Source organism: Cryptosporangium japonicum (genome assembly GCF_039524755.1).
Lineage (GTDB): Bacteria > Actinomycetota > Actinomycetes > Mycobacteriales > Cryptosporangiaceae > Cryptosporangium > Cryptosporangium japonicum.
This window is the reverse complement of the sequence record NZ_BAAAGX010000046.1, coordinates 365,795-382,364: the sequence shown is the minus strand read 5'-3', so window position 1 is coordinate 382,364 and position 16,570 is coordinate 365,795. Positions and strand designations below refer to the sequence as shown.

Here is a 16,570-nt window from a genome sequence, read left to right as displayed (position 1 = left end):
GATCCGCCCGCCGGGACTCCCCGGCCTTGCGCGACGGCTCGGGCTCCGCGTCGGTGGGCTCGCGCAGCTCGTCGACGATGTTCTTGAGTTCCGAGCGGAGGTACTCGCGGGTCGCGACGTCGTTGAGCGCCAGCCGCAGCGCGGCCAGCTCGCGGGCGAGGTACTCGGTGTCGGCCTTGGCCGCCTGGGCCCGCTGCCGGTCCTCCTCGAGCGAGATCCGGTCGCGGTCGGCCTGCCGGTTCTGCGCCAGCAGGATCAGCGGCGCGGCGTACGCGGCCTGCGTGGAGAACGCCAGGTTCAGCAGGATGAACGGGTACGGGTCCCAGCGCAGCTGCACCGCGAACACGTTGAGGATCACCCAGACGACCACGATCACCGTCTGGATCAGGATGAACGTGCCGGTGCCGAGGAACTGCGCGACGCGCTCGGAGCCGCGCCCGAACGCGTCCGCGTCGAACCGCGGCAGCCGCCGACGCCGTTCGCGCGGTTGGTCGAGCCGGCTACGCGACCGAGAGATATCCGTCATTGCAGGTCCTATCCGTCCCGGTCGCGCCAGTCCTCCGGCAGCAGGTGGTCCAGCACGTCGTCCACCGTCACGGCGCCGAGCAGCCGGTCGTTCTCGTCCACGATCGGCACCGCGACCAGGTTGTACGTGGCCAGGTAGTGCGAGACCTGGGCCAGCGTGGCGTCCGGGTCCAACGGATCCAGGTCGGCGTCCACGACGGCGCTGACCAGCGTGCTCGGCTCCTCACGCAGGAGCCGTTGGATGTGTGCGATCCCGAGGAACCGGCCGGTCGGCGTCGACGAGGGCGGCCGGCAGACGTACACCTGGGACGCCAGCGCCGGGGTCAGGTCGGGGTCGCGCACGCGGGCGAGCGCGTGGGCCACGGTGGCGTCCGGCGGCATGATCACCGGCTCCGACGTCATCATTCCGCCCGCGGTGTCCTCGGTGTAGTCGAGCAGCCGCCGGACCGGCGCGGCCTCGGACGGCGACATCATCGCCAGCAGCCGTTCCTGCTCGGGTTCGGGCAGCTCGCCGAGCAGGTCGGCGGCGTCGTCGGGGTTCATCTCCTCGAGCACGTGCGCGGCCCGCTCGCTGTCCAGCGAGCCGAGGATCTCGATCTGGTCGTCCTCGGGGAGCTCCTCCATCACGTCGGCGAGCCGGTCGTCGCCCAGTGCGGCCGCGACCTCCACCCGGCGCTTGTCGGAGAGGCCCTGCAGCACGTTCGCGAGGTCGGCCGCGCGCAGCTGGTCGAACACCGCGAGCAGGTTCGCCGCGCCCTGCCGGTCCTCGCTGCTGATCACGCCGTCGACGTCGGCCCAGTCGACCTGCTTGAGGTGACCGCGCCGCCGCCCCAGCACACCGGACGAGTGTTCCCGCGCCGCGACCTTGATCAGTTCCCACTCGCCGCTGCGCGAGCGCTCCATCGCCACGTCGACGACGACCGCGCGCACCGGGGGATCGCCGCCCAGCGTCACCTGCCGGTCGAGCATGTCGCCGAGCGCCATCAGCTCGCCGGTGCGCTGCTCGAAGCGGCGCAGGCTGATCGTGCCGGTGTTCAGCATGACCGCGTCCGGGTCGAACGCCGTGACCCGGCCCAGCGGGACGAAGATGCGGCGCCGGTGGACGATCTCCACCACCAGCCCGGTGACCCGCGGCGGGCGGCTGACCTCGGCGCGGGGGCGGACCACCGCGTCCCGGACCCGGCCGAGTTGGTCGCCGCTCGGGTCGAAAACCGCGACGCCGGCCAGTCGTGCCAGGTAGATCCGCGTGCCGGTGGTCACCTGCGCAGCCTAACCGTCGCTCACGCCCGGCGCCGACGGTGCAGGGTTCGTGGGACCGGTGTGGGGGTGGTTGCCGAGGTGGGACGGGGCGGAGCGGCCTCCGCGCCGGCCTCGTCGGAGTCGACCGGGTCACCGGAGGGCACCAGGCGGCTGATCGTGGCGTCGCCCGCCCAGCGCGACGGCGCCCCGACCGGATCACTCGCGTTCAGCCGCTTCGCCGCCAGCTGCGGCGCGACCTCGTCCCAGGTCGGCGAACCGGGCTCGACGCGCGTGACCGAAGCGGGCCAGGCGACGATCCGCCCGCCGTGCTCCCCGCGCACGCTCACCACGACGTCGGACGAATCCGCGAGACCGGGCACCGGCTGCTCGGGGCCGCCGTGCACGACGTAGGCCGCGTCGTCGATCCAGGTCAGCCAGGCCGCGGTGGCCGGCCGGTCGCCGACCGTCAGCCAGCCGACCGCGGCCTTCTTCATCGCCTCGCCGATCAGCGCATGCACCATGCCTGGGATTCTGGCAGCCGTGACGCGTCCCGATCCCACTCCGGCCACCTGGGCGACGCTCGGCCTCGCGGTGGCCGCGGTGGCGACCTCCGGGCCGCTGATCGCCGCGATCGCCGCACCGGCACTCGCGATCGCGTTCTGGCGTCTCGGGCTCGCCGCGCTCGTCCTGACGCCGATCACCGCGGTGCGCCTCGCGCGGGTACCCGCCGAGCGGCCCGACCGCCGCACGGTGGGCCGCTGCCTGCTGGCCGGTGCGCTGCTGGCCGGCCACTTCGGCACCTGGATCCCCAGCGTGACGATGACCAGCGTCGCGACGTCGACCGCGCTGGTCTGCACGCAGCCGATCTGGGCGGCGCTGTTCGCGGTCGCCGGCGGGGAGCGGTTCTCCCGGAGGTTCTGGCTCGGGGTCGTGCTCGCGGTCGTCGGCGCGACCGCGATGACCGGCGCCGACGTCACGGTCTCGGGGGAGGCGCTGGCCGGGGACGCGCTGGCGATCGTCGGCGCGGTGCTGATGGCCGCGTACGTGACCGTCGGCTCCCGGGTGCGGCTCACGACCAGCACGACCACGTACACGACGATTTGTTACGGGGTCTGCGCGCTCGTCCTGCTGGCCGTTTGCCTGGCCGCAGGTGCTGATCTCGGCGGGTACCGCGCCCACGACTGGCTGCTGCTGATCGCGCTGACGCTCGGCCCGCAGTTCCTCGGGCACTCGCTGATCAACCGGGTGCTGGCGTCGTTGTCGGCCACCGCGGTGAGCGTCGCGATCCTGTTCGAGGTGCCCGGAGCGGCGCTGCTCGCCTGGATCTTCCTCGGCCAGACCCCGCCGGTGCTCGCCTGGCCCGGCATGGCGGTGCTGCTCGGCGGCCTGGCGCTAGTGGTCCTGGCGAGCAGAAGGTCACAGTCTGAACCGTTTCCGGAGCCGCTGAGCGGTGACGGTCCGTCGGTAAGTTACTCATGAGTTGCCGCCAGCGCCGTGAGGAGCTCCCACCATGTCCGAACCCCGCACCCTGCGGCCGCGCCGCTCCTGCCTGGCCGTCCCGGGCTCGAACCCGCGGTTCCTGGAGAAGGCCAAGGGCCTCCCGGCCGACCAGGTCTTCCTGGACCTCGAGGACGCGTGCGCGCCGCTGGCCAAGCCGGAGGCGCGCAAGAACATCGTCGCCGCGCTGAACGAGGGCGGCTGGGGCGACAAGATCCGCGTCGTGCGGGTCAACGACCTCACCACGCACTGGACCTACCGCGACGTCGTCGAGGTGGTCGAGGGCGCCGGGCCGAACCTGGACTGCATCATGCTGCCGAAGGTGCAGAGCGCCGCCCAGGTGCAGTGGCTCGACTTCACGCTGACCCAGATCGAGAAGACGATGGGCTTCGAGGTCGGCAAGATCGGCATCGAGGCCCAGATCGAGAACGCCAAGGGGCTGATCGAGGTCGATGCGATCGCGCAGGCGTCGCCCCGCGTCGAGACGATCATCTTCGGTCCGGCCGACTTCATGGCCAGCATCAACATGAAGTCGCTGGTGGTGGGCGCGCTCCACCCGGACTACCCGGCCGACCCGTTCCACTACATCCTGATGAAGATCCTGATGGCGGCCAGGGCCTACGACAAGCAGGCCATCGACGGCCCGTTCCTGCAGATCCGCGACGTCGACGCGTTCAAGGACGTGGCCAAGCGGGCGGCGATGCTCGGCTTCGACGGCAAGTGGGTGCTCCACCCGGGCCAGATCGACGCGGCGAACGAGATCTTCGCGCCCAGCCAGGAGGACTACGACCACGCCGAGCTGATCCTCGACGCCTACGACTGGTGCACGTCCGAGGCCGGCGGCAAGAAGGGCTCGGCGATGCTCGGCGACGAGATGATCGACGAGGCCAGCCGCAAGATGGCGCTGGTGATCGCGGCCAAGGGGCGTGCGGCCGGGATGTCGCGCACGTCCTCGTTCACGCCGCCGGAGAGCTGAGTCGTTCGGGGGCCCGCCCGGGCCCCCGAACCGTCAGTACGTGGTGCCCGACGAGGACGACGAGCTGGCGAAGATGCCGAAGCCGATGATCAGCACGACGTAGAACAGAATGAACGCGATGAACAGGCCGAAGCCGATCCAGCCGACGATGATGCCGGCCGTGGCCAGGCCCTCGCCGTCCTCACCGGTGTCGCGGATCTGCTTCTTCGCCGAGTGGCCGAGCAGCGCGCCGACGATGCCGGGCAGGCCTGCGCACATCATCAGCGAGACGATCGACACGATCAGCGACGCGAGCGCGAGGCCGTTCTGCTTGCGCGGCGGCGGGTACGCCGGTGCGTACGGCGCGGGTGCGCCCCAGGCGCCGGCCGGCGCGTACGCGTTGGGCACCGGGCCGGCCGCCGAGTACGCCGGATAGGCGTTCGGGTCGTATCCGGGGGTGGCTCCGTAACCCGACGTGGGGTCCGGATAACCGGACGTGGGGTTCGGATAGCCCGACGTCGGGTCGGGGAACCCCGACGTCGGCTTAGCCCACGGGTTGGCCTCGCCCGGCGGAGGATTCGTCATGGGCGCGGGTCTATCACACTCGTCTCGGTGGTAGCACCGTTCGGGCCGGGTTCGGACACCGCCGCGTGCGGCACGTACGACACAATCTCCCCATGAGTGAGCACGTCGCCCCGACGGTTAACCCCACCGACCGCCTCGACGGGAGGGTCGCCCTCGTCACCGGCGCGGGTAGCCCGGACGGCATCGGCTACGCGATCGCCCGGCGCCTCATCGGTCTCGGCGCCCGCGTCGGCATCGTCTCGACCACCCGGCGCATCCACGAGCGCGCCGCCGAGCTCGGCGCGTCCGGCTTCGTCGTCGACCTGGTCGACCCGGCCGAGGTCGAAGCGTTCGCGGACGCCGTGCGCGACGCGCTCGGTGACGTCGAAGTGCTGGTCAACAACGCCGGGATGGCGAGCGTGGCCAGCCCCGAAGTGCTGCGCCCGGTGAGCCAGCTGACCGACGACGACTGGCGCGCGGAGATCGACCGGAACCTGACCACCGCGTTCCTGACCAGCCGGGCCTTCGTCGGCGGCATGACCGAGCGGGGCTGGGGCCGGATCGTGAACATCGCGTCGACCACCGGGCCGGTCAACGCGATGCCGGCCGAGGCCGGTTACGCGGCGGGCAAGGCCGGTATGGTCGGGCTCACCCGCGCGCTCGCGATGGAGGTGGTGGCCGACGGCGTGACCGTGAACGCGGTCGCCCCGGGCTGGATCCACACCGGGTCGTCCACGGTGAGCGAACTGCACTACGGGCGCCTGACGCCGCTCGGCCGGCCGGGCTCGCCGGACGAGGTCGCCGCGCTGGTGGCGTTCCTGACGACGCCGGCCGCGTCCTACGTCACCGGGCAGATGCTGGTGGTCGACGGGGGTAATTCGGTGCTGGAATCCCGTGGTTAGGTTCACAGCCGCCTTGATCGGTTCGGTCGGCGATACTCGGCGGTAACAATCGCCGACCGAGGGAGATCGCCCGATGGCCCGTCTCGCGCAGACCCACGGGTTGACCGAGATCCAGACCGACATCCTGGCCACGGTCCGGACCTTCGTCGACAAGGAGATCATCCCGCACGCGCAGGCGCTCGAGCACGCCGACGAGTACCCCTCGGACATCGTCGACGGGATGAAGGAGATGGGCCTGTTCGGGCTCATGATCCCGGAGGAGTACGGGGGTCTCGGCGAGTCGCTGCTCACGTACGCGCTGGTCGTGGAGGAGATCGCCCGGGGCTGGATGAGCGTGTCGGGCATCATCAACACCCACTTCATCGTCGCGTACCTGCTGCGCCAGCACGGCACCGACGAGCAGAAGCAGCGCCTGCTGCCGAAGATGGCGACCGGTGACGTCCGCGGGGCGTTCTCGATGTCCGAGCCCGCGCTCGGCTCGGACGTCTCGGCGATCTCCACCCGGGCGAAGAAGGACGGCGACGACTACCTCATCACCGGCCAGAAGATGTGGCTGACCAACGGCGCGCAGTCGTCGGTCGTCGCCACGCTGGTCAAGACCGACCAGGGCGAGGAGTCGGTCTACCGGAACATGACCACGTTCCTGGTCGAGAAGGAGCCCGGCTACGGGGAGACCGCGCCGGGCGTCACGGTGCCGAAGAAGATCGAGAAGATGGGCTACAAGGGCGTCGAGACGACCGAGCTCATCTTCGACGGAGCCCGGCTACCGGCCACCGCGATCCTCGGCGGCCCGGAGAAGGCTGGCCGCGGCTTCTACCAGATGATGGACGGCATCGAGGTCGGCCGCGTGAACGTCGCCGCCCGCGCCTGCGGCATCGCGATCCGGGCGTTCGAACTCGGCGTGAGCTACGCCCAGCAGCGCAAGACGTTCGGCAAGGCGATCGTCGACCACCAGGCCATCGCGTTCAAGCTCGCCGAGATGGCGACGAAGATCGAGGCGGCGCACGCGCTCACCGTCAACGCCGCCCGGCTCAAGGACGCCGGTCAGCGCAACGACGTCGAGGCCGGCATGGCGAAGCTGCTGGCCAGCGAGTACTGCGCCGAGGTCACCCAGGAGGCGTTCCGCATCCACGGTGGCTACGGCTACTCCAAGGAGTACGAGATCGAGCGGCTGATGCGTGAGGCGCCGTTCCTGCTCATCGGCGAGGGAACCTCGGAGATCCAGAAGACGATCATCAGCCGTGGCCTCCTGCGCGAGTACGGCCTCAAGGGCTGACCGCCGGAGTGCACCCCGCCCGCCCACGCAGACCCGGACCACGTACGTGGGTAGGGCGGGGTGCACCGGTCCGGTGCCGGCTGACCGGCGCGCCGCCGCAGGAAGGCGCACCGCAACAGCACCGAATTCGCTGACCGCCGGACCGGTCCCCAGGCCGGGCCCGGCCGCCAGCACGTCTTTCGCGCCGCCCGGGCTAGAGCAGCGTGAGTTGCTGCGCCGCCGGCTCGGCCGGCGCCGGTCGGACGGCTCGGGCCTCGCCGGGGGCGCGCTGGCCGATGCCGTACGACGTCGCGATCTCACGCACCCGCGCCACGACCGCCTGGGTGTACTCGGCCGGTGCGTACGACCCCTCGCGGTACAGCCGCCGGTACGCGCCGACCAGGTCGGGCCGGGCGCCGCGCAGCCAGCCGAAGAACCACTCGCGGGCACCCGGGCGCAGGTGCAGCGGCAGCGGGGTGACCGCGACCGCGCCCGCCTCGGCGATCGCGGCGACGGTCGCTTCGAGGTGCTCGTCGGTGTCGGTGAGATAGGGCAGCACCGGCGCCATCAGTACGCCGCACCCGATGCCGGCGTCGGTCAACGCCCGGCAGACCCCGAGCCGGGCCCGCGGGTTGGGCGTTCCCGGCTCCACCTGACGCCAGAGCGCCGCGTCCACGAACCCCACCGAGACGTTCACCCGCACGTCGGTGACCTGTGCCGCCTCGGTCAGCAGATCGAGATCGCGCAGCACGAGCGTGCCCTTGGTGAGGATCGAGAAAGGGTTCGCGTGGTCGCGCAGCGCCGTGAGCACCTCCCGCATCAGGCCGTACCGGCCCTCGGCGCGCTGGTAGGGATCGGTGTTGGTGCCCATCGCCACGTGCTCGCCGGCCCAGGAACGGGCGCCGAGCTCGCGACGCAGCAGCTCACCGGCGTTGATCTTCACGACGATGCGCGAATCGAAGTCGTGCCCGGCATCAAAATCCAGATAAGTGTGCGTTTTTCTCGCGAAACAGTACGTACACGCATGAGTACACCCCCGGTACGGGTTCACCGTCCACCCGAACGGCACCGGCGACGAGGACGGCACCCGGTTGAGGATCGACTTCGCCCGGATCTCGTAGAACGTCACCCCGCGGAACTCGGGGGTGTCGATCGTGCGGACCCGGACCCCGGCACCGTCGAGCGACAGCGGGAGAGGAACCGGCGTGGTGCCCTCGGTGTCGGCCTCGGCCGACCGCAACCGCATGTGGTCCCAGCGCATCGCCTCTCCCGTCGTCGCGTACGAGTCCACCGTATTCGAACATGCGTTCGAGCGCCAGTAGGTACACGCGTGTCAAAAGTCCGATTTGGGAGATCGCTATGTCCTTCGACCTTCCCCCGTTTCCGGAACCCGGCGACCTCCCGGGACATCTGCGCTGGCAGGCGGTGGGGTGCGGGGACCGCGCCCCGCTGAGCCGGGCGCTGCTGCGTGCCGCCGCCGACGACGCCGAAGCCGGTGGACCGGTCGCGACGCTCCTCGCGCCGTACGTCGACCGCCCCGCCGCGGACGCGCCCGGCCTGCGGTTCCTGGCCGCGGCGCACTACCTGGTGCTGGCCGGCTCGCTCCCGGAGCTGGCGCCGTATTACCCGAGCGTCGGTGGCGCGGAGCCGTTCGAAGAGGCGTGGGAGCCGCTGCTCAAGGCCCTGACCGAGCGTCCGGACGAGTTCGCGGCCCGCCTCACCGCGCCGGTGCAGACGAACGAGACCGGGCGGGCCGCGGCGCTCTACGGCGGGCTGACCGTCCTCACGCACCACACCGGGTTGCCGGTCCGGCTGCTGGAGATCGGGGCCTCGGCCGGGCTGAACCTGCGGGCCGACCGGTTCGGCTACCGCGTGGACGGCGTGGTGCACGGTGACCCGAGCAGCCCGCTGGTCCTCGACGAGCCGTTCCGGGGTCACCCGCCGGTGCCGCCGGGAACCCGGGTCGCGGTCGTCGAGCGGCGCGGCTGCGACCCGCACCCGCTCGACCCCGCCGACGCCGAACACCGCCGCCGGCTGGAGTCGCTGGTCTGGGCCGAGCAGGTGAACCGCCTCGAGCGGTTACGCGCGGCGCTCGCGGTGGCCGACCGGGTGCCGGCCCGGGTGGACCGGGCCGCGGACACCGCCGGCTGGCTCGGCGACCGGCTCGCCGAGGCGAGCCCGGGAACGGTCACGCTGGTGTGGCACTCGGTCGTCCGGAGCTACGTCGACCCCGGCGCCTGGCGCGCGATCGAAGCGCTCCTGGACGACGTGGGGAACCACGCCGGCGGCGACGCACCGCTGGCGCGGCTCGCGTTCGAGCCGGAGACCGACGAGGAGGGCCGCGGCCGGTTCGCCGCCCGGCTGACGCTCTGGCCGCACGGCGGCACCGAGTTGCTCGGCACCACGAACGGCCACGGCATCCCGTTCGAGTGGGCGGGATAATGGAGTCGTGGCGACCTTTGTGTACGACGGCGACTGTGCGTTCTGCTCCACCTGTGCCCGGTTCATCGAACGACGCATCCCCACGTCCGCGGACGTCGTGGCGTGGCAGCGCACCGACCTGGAGGCGCTCGAGCTCACCGTCGACGACGCGGAGACCGCGGTGCAGTGGGTCTCCGACGGCCGCCGCACCGCCGGTCCGGAGGCCATCGCGGAGCTCCTGATCGACGCGGGCTCGTTCTGGCGTCCGGCCGGGCACGTGCTGCGGCTCCGGCCGGTGCGGGCGGCGGCCTGGCCGGTCTACCGCTGGGTCGCCCGCAACCGCGACAAGTTGCCCGGCGGCACCGCTACGTGCGCGCTGCCCCAGGCGGAACGGGATCGCCTCGCCGGCTGAGCCACCGCCGTTCGCGCAGCCACGCACCGGTGCGCTCGAGGGGCAGCAGCGCCGCGAGCGCGACCAAATGCGGCCAGAACGCGATCGTCAGCCCCGCGTACACCATCGCGTGGAAACCGAACAGGAACAGCACCGCCCAGGTCTGCCAGCGGCCGCGGAGGAAGAGCAGCACCGGGCTCGCCAGCTCGAACACGATCGTGCCGATCTGCGCCAGGACGAGCAGGTACGGCACGTGCACGGTCCAGTCGGAGAAGATCGTGCCGCGGCGCAGCACGGCCTTCGTGTACGTCGCCCCGGTGAGCCAGTCGATGCCGCCGAACCGGAACTTCGCCCAGGCCGCCAGGAAGTACGTGCACACCACCGCGATCGCGGTCGCCTTGATCGCCCAGCCGGCGCGCTCGGAGGGTGTCCGGTCGCCCCACCGGGCCGGCCCGACCGTCGGCAGCACGGCCAGCAGCACGAGGTAGCCCACCCGGTCGTGGTCGACCTTCCCGTACGACATCGCGACGATCATCCAGGCCAGGTAGAGCACCGCGACGAGCGTTCCGAGCACGCGCGGGGCCCGGCCGGTCGCCGCCGCCAGCGCGCACCCCACCAGCGCCACGCACAGCCCGACGACGATCGTGTGCGTCGGCGACGGCAGCGCGAGCAGGCGGGCGATCCGCAGCGGCTGGTACAGCTCCACCGGCACGTTCCGGTGCGCCAGCGCCCACGGCGTGATCAGGAAGACGTCGATCGGTACGAAGAGGTACGCGATCGTGCGCACGATCGCGATCCGGCCCAGCGCGACCGGCGAGAAGAACCACCGGTCGATCACGAGATTTCCCGCCGGACCGTCGTGGTGTCCTGCTGCTCGCCGGTCGGGCGCCCGTCGCGCAGCTCGATCAGGCGCACGACGACGTCGACCTCGCGCAGCCGGGGCTTCGACGGGTTCCGCTCGTGGTAGGCCTCGGCGACCGCGTCCAGCAGCGCGGGGTCGGCCTTGATCCGGGCCTGCTGCCCCTCGATCTCGGCTCGTCGCAGGCCGGTGTCGGAGTCCTTCAGCACGATCCGCTCGCCCTCGACGGTGACGCCCTCCAGCCGCAGCGACCGCACCGGCGCGTCCAGCTCGTCGGTCGTCGAGTACATCCGGAACGGCGCGGCGGGGAAGTCGTCGTCGGTCCCGAACAGCGTCGTGACGATCAGCAGGAGCAGTCCGAGCAGCGTCGCGCCGATCCGGATCCGCTTCCCGGTCGGGGTAAGCGTGGCCACGACGGGCAGTGTGACACTGATCGCTGCGAGCGCCGAAAAGCACCGGCAAGATCCTCGGTTACCAGCGAGTAGCAAAGGAGCGTTCGCATGCAGTTCGGGCGGTATTTCGAGGAGTTCGAGGTCGGCGCGGTCTACAAGCACTGGCCCGGGAAAACGGTCACCGAGTACGACGACCACCTGTTCTGCCTGATCACGATGAACCACCACCCGCTGCACCTGGACGCGAACTACGCCGAGGAGACGACGGACTTCAAGCGCAACGTCGTCGTCGGCAACTACATCTACTCGCTGCTGCTGGGCATGTCGGTGGCCGACGTGTCCGGCAAGGCGATCGCGAACCTCGAGGTCGAGTCGCTGCGTCACATCGCCCCGACGTTCCACGGCGACACGATCTACGGCGAGACGACGGTGCTCGACAAGACGCCGTCGAAGTCCAAGGACGACCGCGGTGTCGTCCACGTCGAGACCAGGGGCTACAAGCAGGACGGCACGGTCGTCTGCGTGTTCCGCCGCAAGGTGATGGTGCCCAAGCGCTCCTACGGCGACGCCCGGGGCGGCGAACAGCCGGGCCGCCCCGAGCCGAAGGCCTAGGTCTTCACCAACACGACTGGCCGACCCAGCGGGGGCAGGAGCCGTCGAGGAGCCGGGCGTGCTGGGCCGCCCACGTCAGCGAGCCCGGCTTGCCCGGCCCGTCGGGGAGGTAACGCGACGCGGTCGCCGAACCCGCCATCCCGAACACCAGCAGCGCGGCCACGACGACGCCCAGCGCGGCCGCCGGTGGCCGGTCCCGGCCGAGCCGGCGCCAGAGCGCGAACGCGGCCGCCCCGATCAGCAGCAGCGCGCAGTACGCCAGGATGACGCTGGTACGTGGCCACAGCCGCACCTCGTGCAGCGCCGACATCCGGGCCGCGGCGTAGAAGCGGAACATCCAGACGCTCGCGAAGCACAGCACGACGGTGGCGACGAGGCTCCGTTTCCAGGCCAGCGCCAGCGCCACCCCGATCGCGACCGCCACCAGCAGGCCGAACACGCCGACGCCGCCGACCTCGCCGGGAATCGGCCAGTCGCCGGTCGGACGCGAGCTGCCCCGCCACATCAGGAAGTAGGCCGGGTCCTGCAGCGCGTCGAAGTAGAAGTAGTTCTCCTGGACGTCCGGGACGCCGGTCAGGAACCGGTAGAGGTACGGGCCGCTGACCACGCCGAGGGTCGCGAGCCCGGAGAGCGCGAGCACCGCCGCCCGCCACCGGGCGCGCCGCCACGGCGTCAACAGCAGAACGGCGGCGGCGACGCCGGGCGCGGGCCAGAGCACGTAGACCGGGTGGGTCAGCAGCAGCAGACCGGCCAGCGCGCCGAGGCCGACGCCGAGCCCGATCAGCGCCGGCACCGGCAGCGTCGCCGACCGGCGGAACGCCTGCGTGACCGCGACGAACAACGGGATCGACACCGCGACGACGATCGCGCCGGCCGGCTTGTACCCGTCGAGCACCGGCAGCACCGCCACTGTGCCCGCACCGAGCGCCCAGAGCGGCCGGAGCACCATTCGCCACGCCAGGTAGGCGATCGGGCCGAGCAGGGCCGTACCGAGGATCTGGAGGTCCTTCAGCGCGTAGTAGGCGGGCTGCCCGGTGACGTCGGAGAGCCAGGACAGCGCGTAGACGTAGGCCGGCGGGTAGATCGGGCTGGTGATCGAGTGCCCGTCCGACAACGCGGTGGCCCAGTGGGCGAGGTGGTTGGAGTCGTGCGAGCGGCCGCCTACGCCCCAGGGCGTGCCGTTGAGGCCCACGAGTATCGCCCCCGCGACGAGACTCGTGGACACTCCGGAGACGATCGCGCAGGCGACCGGTTCGGCGAGGTGCGCGAACCGGTGACCGGCCCAGCGGAGGCCGGCCAGCGCCACCACGATCGCGACCGCGCCGAGCACCCAGAGCTGGAGCTGTAAGTGCGCCAGCGCGCTCACCTGGGCGATCTGGTTGAGCGGGTTGGTGTCCACGCGACGCGACCAGGCGACGAAGACGAGCGCGACGCCCACGCCGATCGCCCCCTCGGCCGTGGTCAGAGCGGCGCGCCGCCACCAGGGGGTCGGTTCGGCGACGTCCAGCACCTCCGTCTCTGGTCGGGTCCGCTGTTCCGGTATCAACGTGGCGATGGTCAAGGCGGGCTGCTTCCGGTCGGCTGATGGCAACTCTTTGACGCACCTAAGGTGGCGACCGTGGCAAGTGACGTTGAGTTCCGTCCGGAACCCGACAGCTCCGGCGAGGTCGAGCTCGCGGTCGGCGTCGGCCCGTGGGAGGGGGAGTGGCCCACGGACGCGCGGTACGACCCGGAGCTCCTGGCCGCCGGTGACCGGCGCAACGTCGTCGACCGCTACCGCTACTGGAAGCGGGAGGCGATCGTCGAGGACCTCGACCGGAGCCGGCACCCGTTCCACGTCGCCATCGAGAACTGGCAGCACGACTTCAACATCGGCACGGTCGTGCGCACCGCCAACGCGTTCCTGGCCCGCGAGGTGCACATCGTCGGGCGCCGCCGGTGGAACCGGCGCGGCGCGATGGTGACCGATCGGTACCAGCACATCCGGCACCACGCCGGGATCGACGAGCTGCTGGCGTGGGCGGCCGACGAACGGCTGCCGGTGATCGGGATCGACAACCTACCCGGCGCGGTGCCGCTCGAGACCGTCGAGCTGCCCCGGGCCTGCGTCCTGCTTTTCGGTCAGGAGGGGCCCGGGCTGTCCGACGCCGCGCGTGACGGGCTCGACCTGGTCTGCTCGATCGCGCAGTTCGGGTCGACCCGGTCGATCAACGCCGGTGTCGCCTCGGGCATCGCGATGCACGCGTGGATCCGTAGGTATGCGGTGAGTAACTGAGCTTGACTGATTTGTCCAAACGTGTCAGGTCTTGACGGGAGACCCACTGAGGGCGGACGGTTGCGCTGTGTCAACACCGCCCTGCTGCCCACGCTGTGCGAACACGGTCCGCCCTCCGGACCTGATGCACAGCGACTGGCGCTGCCCCGTGCACGGTGCCGTGCCGCCGCTGCACGTCGCTCGCCAGTTGGGCACGGACGTGCTCGACGCGGTGCGGGTGGACGCCGGGGTGCCGGTCTGGCTGCCCTGGCCGATGCTTCCCGACTGGACCGTCACCGGGCTGGCCTGGGCCGGTGACGACCGCCGCCCGATCGGGGCCACCGCCGTGGCCTGCACCGGACCGGCGCCGCTCGGCGGGGTGGCCGACGTCGTGCTGGTGGCCGAGGAGCCCGGGGTCGGGCTGGGCTCGCGCCTGGCCGGCCGGTCCGGAACGGACCCGGGCGAGACGCTCTGCGCCGGCCTGCTGGACACGAACGCGCACGCGAAGATCGTCGCCGCCGGGCACCCGACCCCGCTCTGGTCGATCCAGGCCGGACACGATCGGTGCGCCTATGTGGGCGAAGCCAAGGGCATGTGGTTGTGGGCGATCGCCTGGCCCGAAGAAGCGGGCTATGTGCTTGCTGAGCACTTTGTGTTGCTGGACGGTCGCGATGGGCTACCAGGACCGTTGCCCTTCGGCGCTCTCTCGCCGTACCTTCAATGGGACGCGCCAGAGGAAGGAGTCAGCTGACCCGCCGACACGGCCTGCGCATGTTCGCTCCCGCTTGCCCGCGATGGTAGAACGGCCTTCGTCGCCGAGCGGGAGGTAGGGCTGCAGTGAAAAAGGCCCTGGGTTGGATCGCGGTCGCGTTTCTCGTCTTCTACATCGTGACCCAGCCGGGAGACGCGGCGAACTTACTGCGCTCGCTGGGTGACGGCTTGCGTGACATCGCGACCGGTTTCGGGACGTTCGTGTCTAACGTGTTCTAGTACTAGTCCACTTCCGTCCCCTCGTGGAGGTGTGCGATGGCCGCAGACGACCCAGGCACTGGGTCGAATCCGGAGCGCGAGCTCGGACGTCGGACGTTCAACGACCCGCCATCGGCGGGGTTGGGAATCACACCGGTTCCCACCGACGACGATCCTCCGCGTCCGGGGCCACCGCCCCCGCCGGATCCGCTGGATCCGTCGAGCGGCCGTCCGCCGCCGCCCGCTCCGCCGACCGCCGCCCCGGCGCCGCCACCGCCGCCGAAGCCGTTCCGCCCGATACTCGAGCCGTCCCGGCACGTGGCTCAGTACCTGTTCGACAGCGAGCGGTACTGCGGCGAATGGCGTCGGCACTGGATCCACGTCAGCCAGTGGCTGCTCGCGCTCGCCGGCGGCACGCTCCTGCTCGGCTACGTCGTGGGCGCGATGGGCAGCGTGCCCTACGTGGTCGGTGCGGCCGCGGTGCTCTGGATCGTGCTGCTGCTCCTGGCCGGGTTCAAGATCGGCGACTGGTTCTTCGACAAGTTCGTGCTCACCGACAAGCGGGTGATGCTCATCGAGGGCATCGTCACCCGCCGGGTCGCGATGATGCCGCTGGCCCGGGTCACCGACATGGCCTACCAGCAGAGCCCGCTCGGTCGGGTGCTCAACTACGGCACGTTCGTGCTCGAATCGGCCGGTCAGGACCAGGCGCTCCGCGAGATCGCGCCGCTGCCGTACCCGAACGAGCTGTACCTGCTGTTCTGCCAGGTCATGTACGACCCGGAGGAGATGCTGGCGGTCGGCGAAGAGGGCGACTGACGGCGGCGAACCGCACGTGGCTACGGTGAGGCGTGGAGCGGATCGACCTACACACGCACTCGACGGCCAGCGACGGCACGGTTCGGCCCGAGCAGCTGATGGTCGACGCGATCGCGGCCGGCCTGGACGTCATCGGGTTGACCGACCACGACACGACGGCCGGCTGGCAGCCGGCCGTCGACGCGCTGCCGCCCGGCCTGACGCTGGTGACCGGCGCGGAGCTCTCGTGCCTGTGGAACCCCGAGCGTGGCTGGCCGATCAGCCTGCACCTGCTCGCCTACCTGTTCGACGCCGGAGAGCCGGAGTTCGCGGCGGAGCGGGCGGCGCTGCGTGCCTCCCGCCTCACCCGGGCCGAGGAGATGGTCGGCATGCTGGTGGCCGACGGCGCGCCGATCACCTGGGACGGCGTGCTGGCGATCGCCGACGGGGCGCCGGTCGGCCGTCCGCACATCGCGCAGGCGCTCGTCGCCGCCGGGGTCGTGCGTAACGTGCCGGAGGCGTTCGCGTCCGAGTGGCTGGGCGCGCGCTACCGGGTGCCGAAGCGCGACATCGAGGTGATCGAGGCGCTGCGGCTGGTGCGCGGAGCGGGCGGGGTGACGGTGCTGGCCCACCCGAAGGCGTCCAAGCGCGGCCGGGTGATCGACGACGCGGTCTACGCCGAGCTCGCGGCGGCCGGGTTGAACGGCGTCGAGGTGGACCACCCCGACCACGAGCCGGCCGAGCGGGCCGCGCTGGCGGGCATCGCCGCCGACCTCGGCCTGCTCACCACCGGGTCGAGCGACTTCCACGGCACGAACAAGACCGTGCGGCTGGGGGAGAACACCACGCGCCCCGAGGCGTACGAGGAACTGGTCGCCAAAGCCACCGGTGCGGTTCCGATCACGGGCTGAGGTTGTCGTACCTCCGTGCGAAGATC

General features: G+C 71.4%; 20 protein-coding genes. 12 read left to right on the top strand and 8 right to left on the bottom strand.

The window, feature by feature from the left end; genetic code table 11:
- From ABD437_RS42115 to ABD437_RS42105, 3 genes are all read right to left on the bottom strand, one after another.
- Positions 1 to 526: DUF1003 domain-containing protein (locus ABD437_RS42115; RefSeq protein WP_344654595.1), on the bottom strand; the 526-nt coding region annotated here is incomplete at its 3' end.
- A gap of 8 nt (positions 527 to 534) precedes the next feature.
- Positions 535 to 1,785, bottom strand: a complete 1,251-nt coding sequence (locus ABD437_RS42110; RefSeq protein ID WP_344654594.1) for a magnesium transporter MgtE N-terminal domain-containing protein — start codon at positions 1,783 to 1,785, stop codon at positions 535 to 537.
- Between the two features lie 20 nt (positions 1,786 to 1,805).
- Complete coding sequence (locus tag ABD437_RS42105) at positions 1,806 to 2,285, bottom strand: hypothetical protein (protein WP_344654593.1); 480 nt, start codon at positions 2,283 to 2,285, stop codon at positions 1,806 to 1,808.
- 19 nt (positions 2,286 to 2,304) lie between these two features.
- On the opposite strand from ABD437_RS42105, the gene ABD437_RS42100 reads away from it, so the two are divergent.
- Positions 2,305 to 3,243 carry a DMT family transporter gene (locus ABD437_RS42100; protein ID WP_344654592.1) on the top strand — a complete coding sequence of 313 codons (939 nt, stop codon included), beginning with the start codon at positions 2,305 to 2,307 and terminating at the stop codon, positions 3,241 to 3,243.
- Between the two features lie 31 nt (positions 3,244 to 3,274).
- Positions 3,275 to 4,237: an HpcH/HpaI aldolase/citrate lyase family protein gene (locus ABD437_RS42095; RefSeq protein ID WP_344654591.1), complete on the top strand. Its 963-nt coding sequence runs from the start codon at positions 3,275 to 3,277 to the stop codon at positions 4,235 to 4,237.
- A gap of 33 nt (positions 4,238 to 4,270) precedes the next feature.
- Here ABD437_RS42095 and ABD437_RS42090 read toward each other — a convergent pair whose 3' ends face one another.
- The gene (locus tag ABD437_RS42090; RefSeq protein ID WP_344654590.1) at positions 4,271 to 4,801 is read right to left on the bottom strand and encodes a DUF4190 domain-containing protein; all 531 of its coding nucleotides are present in this window, start codon (positions 4,799 to 4,801) and stop codon (positions 4,271 to 4,273) included.
- Between the two features lie 92 nt (positions 4,802 to 4,893).
- Here ABD437_RS42090 and ABD437_RS42085 point away from each other — a divergent pair, with 92 nt between their 5' ends.
- Together ABD437_RS42085 and ABD437_RS42080 are read left to right on the top strand one after the other, a co-directional pair.
- On the top strand, positions 4,894 to 5,682 hold the full coding sequence (locus ABD437_RS42085) for an SDR family NAD(P)-dependent oxidoreductase (protein ID WP_344654589.1): 789 nt from the start codon (positions 4,894 to 4,896) through the stop codon (positions 5,680 to 5,682).
- A 73-nt stretch (positions 5,683 to 5,755) separates the two neighbouring features.
- Positions 5,756 to 6,958, top strand: a complete 1,203-nt coding sequence (locus tag ABD437_RS42080) for an acyl-CoA dehydrogenase family protein (protein ID WP_344654588.1) — start codon at positions 5,756 to 5,758, stop codon at positions 6,956 to 6,958.
- 193 nt (positions 6,959 to 7,151) lie between these two features.
- Here the strand turns inward: ABD437_RS42080 and ABD437_RS42075 are convergent, their stop codons facing one another.
- Positions 7,152 to 8,198 (bottom strand): Rv2578c family radical SAM protein, encoded by a 1,047-nt coding sequence (locus ABD437_RS42075; RefSeq protein ID WP_344654587.1) that lies wholly within the window; start codon positions 8,196 to 8,198, stop codon positions 7,152 to 7,154.
- Positions 8,199 to 8,296: 98 nt separating this feature from the next.
- Between ABD437_RS42075 and ABD437_RS42070 the strand changes: the two genes are divergently transcribed.
- Positions 8,297 to 9,379, top strand: coding sequence for a DUF2332 domain-containing protein (locus tag ABD437_RS42070; protein ID WP_344654586.1), 1,083 nt, complete (start codon positions 8,297 to 8,299; stop codon positions 9,377 to 9,379).
- Positions 9,380 to 9,386: 7 nt separating this feature from the next.
- Positions 9,387 to 9,770, top strand: coding sequence for a thiol-disulfide oxidoreductase DCC family protein (locus tag ABD437_RS42065; RefSeq protein ID WP_344654585.1), 384 nt, complete (start codon positions 9,387 to 9,389; stop codon positions 9,768 to 9,770).
- Here the strand turns inward: ABD437_RS42065 and ABD437_RS42060 are convergent.
- On the bottom strand, positions 9,724 to 10,587 hold the full coding sequence (locus ABD437_RS42060; RefSeq protein WP_344654584.1) for an MFS transporter permease: 864 nt from the start codon (positions 10,585 to 10,587) through the stop codon (positions 9,724 to 9,726). The genes ABD437_RS42065 and ABD437_RS42060 overlap by 47 nt on opposite strands.
- Positions 10,584 to 11,021: a hypothetical protein gene (locus ABD437_RS42055; RefSeq protein ID WP_344654583.1), complete on the bottom strand. Its 438-nt coding sequence runs from the start codon at positions 11,019 to 11,021 to the stop codon at positions 10,584 to 10,586. The genes ABD437_RS42060 and ABD437_RS42055 overlap by 4 nt, the downstream gene beginning before the upstream one ends.
- 87 nt (positions 11,022 to 11,108) lie before the next feature.
- Here ABD437_RS42055 and ABD437_RS42050 point away from each other — a divergent pair, with 87 nt between their 5' ends.
- Positions 11,109 to 11,612 (top strand): MaoC family dehydratase, encoded by a 504-nt coding sequence (locus tag ABD437_RS42050; protein WP_344654582.1) that lies wholly within the window; start codon positions 11,109 to 11,111, stop codon positions 11,610 to 11,612.
- A gap of 4 nt (positions 11,613 to 11,616) precedes the next feature.
- Here the strand turns inward: ABD437_RS42050 and ABD437_RS42045 are convergent, their stop codons facing one another.
- Positions 11,617 to 13,173 (bottom strand): hypothetical protein, encoded by a 1,557-nt coding sequence (locus tag ABD437_RS42045; RefSeq protein WP_344654581.1) that lies wholly within the window; start codon positions 13,171 to 13,173, stop codon positions 11,617 to 11,619.
- A gap of 57 nt (positions 13,174 to 13,230) precedes the next feature.
- Here ABD437_RS42045 and ABD437_RS42040 point away from each other — a divergent pair, with 57 nt between their 5' ends.
- The 5 genes from ABD437_RS42040 (at position 13,231) to ABD437_RS42020 (ending at position 16,544) form a co-directional block, all read left to right on the top strand.
- On the top strand, positions 13,231 to 13,887 hold the full coding sequence (locus ABD437_RS42040) for a TrmH family RNA methyltransferase (RefSeq protein ID WP_344654580.1): 657 nt from the start codon (positions 13,231 to 13,233) through the stop codon (positions 13,885 to 13,887).
- Positions 13,888 to 13,954: 67 nt separating this feature from the next.
- Positions 13,955 to 14,617, top strand: a complete 663-nt coding sequence (locus ABD437_RS42035; RefSeq protein ID WP_344654579.1) for a DUF6758 family protein — start codon at positions 13,955 to 13,957, stop codon at positions 14,615 to 14,617.
- Positions 14,618 to 14,703: 86 nt separating this feature from the next.
- Positions 14,704 to 14,856, top strand: a complete 153-nt coding sequence (locus ABD437_RS42030; protein WP_344654578.1) for a hypothetical protein — start codon at positions 14,704 to 14,706, stop codon at positions 14,854 to 14,856.
- Between the two features lie 297 nt (positions 14,857 to 15,153).
- Complete coding sequence (locus ABD437_RS42025) at positions 15,154 to 15,654, top strand: PH domain-containing protein (RefSeq protein ID WP_344654577.1); 501 nt, start codon at positions 15,154 to 15,156, stop codon at positions 15,652 to 15,654.
- Between the two features lie 32 nt (positions 15,655 to 15,686).
- On the top strand, positions 15,687 to 16,544 hold the full coding sequence (locus ABD437_RS42020) for a PHP domain-containing protein (protein WP_344654576.1): 858 nt from the start codon (positions 15,687 to 15,689) through the stop codon (positions 16,542 to 16,544).
- The last annotated feature ends 26 nt before the right edge of the window (positions 16,545 to 16,570 follow it).

Excerpts from the sequence above, each read along its gene's own strand:
- ABD437_RS42105 (WP_344654593.1), bottom strand. The coding sequence starts at position 2,285 with ATGGTGCATGCGCTGATCGGCGAGGCGATGAAGAAGGCCGCGGTCGGC.
- ABD437_RS42095 (WP_344654591.1), top strand. The coding sequence starts at position 3,275 with ATGTCCGAACCCCGCACCCTGCGGCCGCGCCGCTCCTGCCTGGCCGTC.
- ABD437_RS42090 (WP_344654590.1), bottom strand. The coding sequence starts at position 4,801 with ATGACGAATCCTCCGCCGGGCGAGGCCAACCCGTGGGCTAAGCCGACG.
- ABD437_RS42085 (WP_344654589.1), top strand. The coding sequence starts at position 4,894 with ATGAGTGAGCACGTCGCCCCGACGGTTAACCCCACCGACCGCCTCGAC.
- ABD437_RS42080 (WP_344654588.1), top strand. The coding sequence starts at position 5,756 with ATGGCCCGTCTCGCGCAGACCCACGGGTTGACCGAGATCCAGACCGAC.
- ABD437_RS42075 (WP_344654587.1), bottom strand. The coding sequence starts at position 8,198 with ATGCGCTGGGACCACATGCGGTTGCGGTCGGCCGAGGCCGACACCGAG.
- ABD437_RS42070 (WP_344654586.1), top strand. The coding sequence starts at position 8,297 with ATGTCCTTCGACCTTCCCCCGTTTCCGGAACCCGGCGACCTCCCGGGA.
- ABD437_RS42050 (WP_344654582.1), top strand. The coding sequence starts at position 11,109 with ATGCAGTTCGGGCGGTATTTCGAGGAGTTCGAGGTCGGCGCGGTCTAC.